Origin of the sequence: Actinoplanes sp. NPDC051633 (assembly GCF_040681735.1) — a bacterium.
In the GTDB taxonomy this organism is placed as follows: Bacteria; Actinomycetota; Actinomycetes; order Mycobacteriales; family Micromonosporaceae; genus Actinoplanes.
In genome coordinates this window covers 1-4,319 of record NZ_JBFAZH010000677.1, presented here as the reverse complement: position 1 = coordinate 4,319, position 4,319 = coordinate 1, and the positions used below count along the sequence as shown (strand labels likewise).

The window sequence follows — 4,319 nt, the reverse complement described above, 5'->3', positions numbered from 1 at the left end:
TAGTCGATCCGGCTGGTGCCGGACGGTTCGTACCCGAGGGCGTCGCCGAGCACCCGCTGCTTGCTGGCCACCTTCGCGGCGTTGGCGGCGGGGTCGGCGAGGTTCGCGCCGTCGCCGCCGCCGAGCAGGTTCAGCCCCGACCAGCTGCGCACCCGCAGGTTGCGCATGGCGAACATCGGCGCCAGCACCGATTTGACCAGCGTCTCGCCGGTCTTGCCGTCGTTGCCGGCGTAGACCACGCCGCGTTCCAGCGCGAGGTCGTGCAGCAGCGGCAGGCGGGCCCCGGTGGACGGGGTGAAGTCGATGAAGGAGCAGCCCGCGGAGAACGCGGCGTGCGCCGCCAGGGAGCTGGGCGGCAGCGAGTCGAGGTCGACCTCGGACCGGTCGAGGAGCGGTTCGGTGGTGGAGACGTTGACGACCACGACGACGTCCAGGTCGTGCCGCTCCTTGAAGGCCGTGAGGTCGGCGGCGATCAGGTCGGATCCTGACGGCAGCGGCCGCACCGAGTCCTCGTGCGCGGTGAGCCGATCGGTCAGCGCGGCGACCAGACGACCCGGCACCACCGCGGCCGCGGCGAGCGCCTCGGCCTTCTTCAGCACCGGCGTGGCGACGATGTCGTGGCCGCCCAGCACGAGGTCGCCGAACGCGGGCAGCGCGGGGCTGCGCAACGCCGGGAGCTCGGTCACGCAGCCGGTGGTGTCGGTCAGCCGGGCCTGCAGGGCGAGCAGGCCGACGGTGGCGGTGGTCGCCACGGATCCGCGCGCCCCCATCAGCCAGATTCCGGTACGCATCGGTGTTCCTTAAGGGACGTAGACGGTGAGCGCCGCCATGTTGTCGTAGCTCTGGCCGGCGATCCGCAGGCTCTTCCCGGGGTCGGTGGACCCGCCGAGCTGGGCGTCGTCCATCTCGTAGTTGGCGTGGTGGTAGTCGGGCAGGCCGATGGTCTGGAAGAACTGCTGGAAGTTGATGTCGCCCTCGCCGAACGGTGTCTCGCTGTATCCCGCCGCCGTGTGGTCGCCGTCCTTGGCGTGGAAGAGTGGGTAGCGCCGGGGCCGGTTGGCGACGGTGAGGATCGGGTCGAAGACGTCGGTGCGGGTGCGGCCGGCCGAGTCGGTGTAGGCGCGGTAGCGGTGCTGCGCCAGGTACGCCCAGAGGATGTCCATCTGCAGGTACACCAGCTGCGGGTCGGTCTTCGCGAGGAAGTACTCGAGCCTGCGGATGCCGGTCGAGCGGGTGGGCCGGCCGGCGGAGTCGAACGGGCCGGCGTCGAGCAGGAAGTCGTACGCGGCGTCGTGGTTGTGGGTGTAGAGCTTGAGCCCCCGCGCCTGCGCCCGGGCGCCCATCGCGTTCCACTCGTCGGCCGCCCGGTCCCAGTCGGCCTGGTACCGGCTGCCGCTCGGGTCGCCGCCGGTGCCGATGTGCGCCATGCCGAGGGTCTGCGCGATGTCCATCTCGGCGTCCAGCGAGCCGGGACTGATGTTCGTGTGCGTGCCGTTCGCGACGAGACCGTTGTCGTCCAGGATCTTCCGGATCTCGGCGGGGGTGATCTGCCGGCCCAGGATCTGGGTGCTCTGCGTGTAGCCCGCGAACTCGATCTCCCGGTATCCCAGGGCGGCGAGGTGGGCGAGGACGCGTTCGAAGCCGTACGGGACGCCGCTGTCGTCGGGCGGCGCGGTGATCCGGTCGCGGACGCTGTAGAGGATGATCCCGCGCCGGTTGGGCGGGATCAGCGGCTCGGCGTGCAGCTTGCCGTCCCCGATGGCGGGCCGTGCGGTTTGCAGGATCGACAGGCCGGCGGCCCCGAGAGCGGCTGCCGCGACGCCCGCGGCGGCGAGGATACGACGACGGTTCAAAGCGAGCACCTTCCGATGAGGACAGAGCGCCTTGTATCGACCGTGTTACATGCGAGACGTTAATTCGGGGTCCCACGAAAAGAAAGACCAAGGATCGACAAAGTTCTTCATGCGCGGAGAGAAGTTCCTACTTCCAGCGACAAAAGTTTCGATCAGCGCTGAACGCCGGTTAGGTTGAATCAGGCAGGAGGACGCGATGATCGACGCCCTGGCAGAGAAGCTGACCGCGGTGCTCGGCCCCGGCCGGGTGATCAGCGACCGGCAGCGGCTGCGCACCTACGAGTGCGACGGCCTGGCGCACTACAAGGTGATCCCGGCGCTGGTGGTGCTGCCGCACACGGCCGAGGAGTGCGCGGCGGTGGTGAAGGCCTGCGTCGGCGCCGGGGTGCCGTGGGTGGCCCGCGGCTCGGGCACCGGATTGTCCGGCGGGGCGCTGCCGCACGCCGACGGCGTCCTCGTGGTGACCTCGCAGATGCGCGAGATCCTCGAGGTCTCCCCCGCCGACGAGCGGGCCGTCGTGCAGCCCGGTGTGATCAACCTGCACGTCTCGCACGCCGCGCGCCCGCACGGCTATTACTACGCGCCGGACCCGTCCAGCCAGCAGATCTGCTCGATCGGCGGCAACGTGGCGGAGAACTCCGGCGGCGCCCACTGCCTGAAATACGGCTTCACCACCAACCACGTGCTGGGCGCGCAGGTGGTCACCCCGGACGGCGACCTGGTCATGCTGGGCGGGCGGGCGCCGGACGCCCCGGGGTACGACCTGCTCGGCGCGTTCGTCGGGTCCGAGGGGACGCTCGGGCTGGCCACCGAGGTCACGGTCCGCCTGGTCCGGTTGCCGGAGGTGGTGCGTACCCTGCTCGCCGGCTTCGGGTCCACCGACCAGGCCGGCGCCGCCACCTCCGCGATCATCGCCGCCGGGGTGGTGCCCGCGGCGATCGAGATGATGGACGCGCTCGCCATCGAGGCGGCCGAGGCGGCCGTGCACTGCGGATATCCCGAGGGCGCCGGCGCCGTGCTGGTGGTCGAGCTGGATGGCCCGGAGGCCGAGGTCGAGTCGCAGTTCGACCAGGTGGTGCGGATGTGCCGGGAGAACGGCGCGACCGAGATCCGGATCGCCGCCGACGACACCGAGCGGGCGCTGATCTGGAAGGGCCGCAAGTCCGCCTTCGCCGCGGTGGGCCGGATCAGCCCGGACTACATCGTGCAGGACGGCGTGATCCCGCGGACCGCGCTGCCCGAGGTGCTGCGCCGGATCGGCGCGCTGGCCACCGAGAAGGGCGTGCGGGTGGCGAACGTCTTCCACGCCGGCGACGGCAACCTGCACCCGCTGGTGCTTTTCGACGACACGGTGCCGGGTGAGGCGGACCGGGCCGAGGAGGTGTCCGGCGCGATCATCGACCTGTGCATCGAGTTCGGTGGCTCGATCACCGGCGAGCACGGGGTGGGCATGGACAAGTCCAAGTACATGCCGCGGATGTTCACCGACGACGACCTGGACACGATGCAGCTGGTGCGGTGCGCGTTCGACCCGCTGGGGCTGGCCAACCCCGGCAAGATCTACCCGACGCCGCGGTTGTGCGGCGAGGTGCCGGGCCGGCACAAGGGTGCCCACCGGCTGCAGGAGGCCGGCGTAGCGGAGGTGTTCTGATGGGCGCGCTCGACGAACTGACCCGCCCGGCCGGTGACGACGACGTGGTCTGCGGCGTCCCGGCCCGGCTGGTCGCCGCGCCGGCGTCGACGGCCGAGGCGTCCGCGCTGCTGGCGGACGCGCGCGGCCTCAGCGTGGTGGTCCGGGGCGCCGGCACCAAGATCGATTGGGGTACGCCGCCGCGCACGCTGGACCTGATCATCGACACGCACCGTATGGCCGGCGTCCGTGAGCACGCGGCCGGCGACCTGATCACCGTGCTCGGCGCCGGCACCCGCCTGGACGACCTCGACCTGCCCGGACAGGAGCTCGCCCTGGACACCCCGCTGCCGGGCGCGACGATCGGCGGCACGGTCGCGGCGAACATCAGCGGCCCGCGCCGCACCCTCTACGGCACCGCCCGCGACCTGCTGATCGGCATCGAGGTGGTGCGGGCCGACGGCACGGTCGCCCGCGCGGGTGGCAAGGTCGTGAAGAACGTCGCCGGGTACGACCTGGGCAAGCTGTTCACCGGCTCGTACGGGACGCTCGGCCTGATCACCGAATGCGCGTTCCGGCTGCACCCCCTCCCGGCCGCGACCGCCGTGATCACCGCGACGGCCTCCGCGCCGGACGGCGCGGGCCGCCTGGTCGCCGCGGTGCTGGGCGCGCAGGTGGTCCCGTCGGCGATCGAGGTCAACGCCCCGCCGACCGGCGACATCGAGGTCGCGGTGCTCGTCGAGGGCACACCGGCCGGCGTGCGCGACCGGGCGGACATGCTCGCGAAACTGCTCGGCCCGACCGCCGCCGCCGGCGTCCCGGCGTGGTGGGGCGCC

4 protein-coding genes are annotated in these 4,319 nt (G+C 71.8%); 2 read left to right on the top strand and 2 right to left on the bottom strand.

Annotated elements, in window-relative coordinates; genetic code table 11:
• Together AB0M20_RS29525 and AB0M20_RS29520 are read right to left on the bottom strand one after the other, a co-directional pair.
• Positions 1 to 791: inositol-3-phosphate synthase (locus tag AB0M20_RS29525; protein WP_364303589.1), on the bottom strand; the 791-nt coding region annotated here is incomplete at its 3' end.
• 9 nt (positions 792 to 800) lie between these two features.
• Complete coding sequence (locus AB0M20_RS29520; RefSeq protein ID WP_364303587.1) at positions 801 to 1,853, bottom strand: TIM barrel protein; 1,053 nt, start codon at positions 1,851 to 1,853, stop codon at positions 801 to 803.
• Positions 1,854 to 2,049: 196 nt separating this feature from the next.
• On the opposite strand from AB0M20_RS29520, the gene AB0M20_RS29515 reads away from it, so the two are divergent.
• Together AB0M20_RS29515 and AB0M20_RS29510 are read left to right on the top strand one after the other, a co-directional pair.
• Complete coding sequence (locus AB0M20_RS29515; protein WP_364303585.1) at positions 2,050 to 3,504, top strand: FAD-linked oxidase C-terminal domain-containing protein; 1,455 nt, start codon at positions 2,050 to 2,052, stop codon at positions 3,502 to 3,504.
• Positions 3,504 to 4,319, top strand: an 816-nt coding sequence (locus tag AB0M20_RS29510) for an FAD-binding oxidoreductase (RefSeq protein ID WP_364303584.1), incomplete at its 3' end; no start/stop codon positions are given. The genes AB0M20_RS29515 and AB0M20_RS29510, both read left to right, overlap by 1 nt.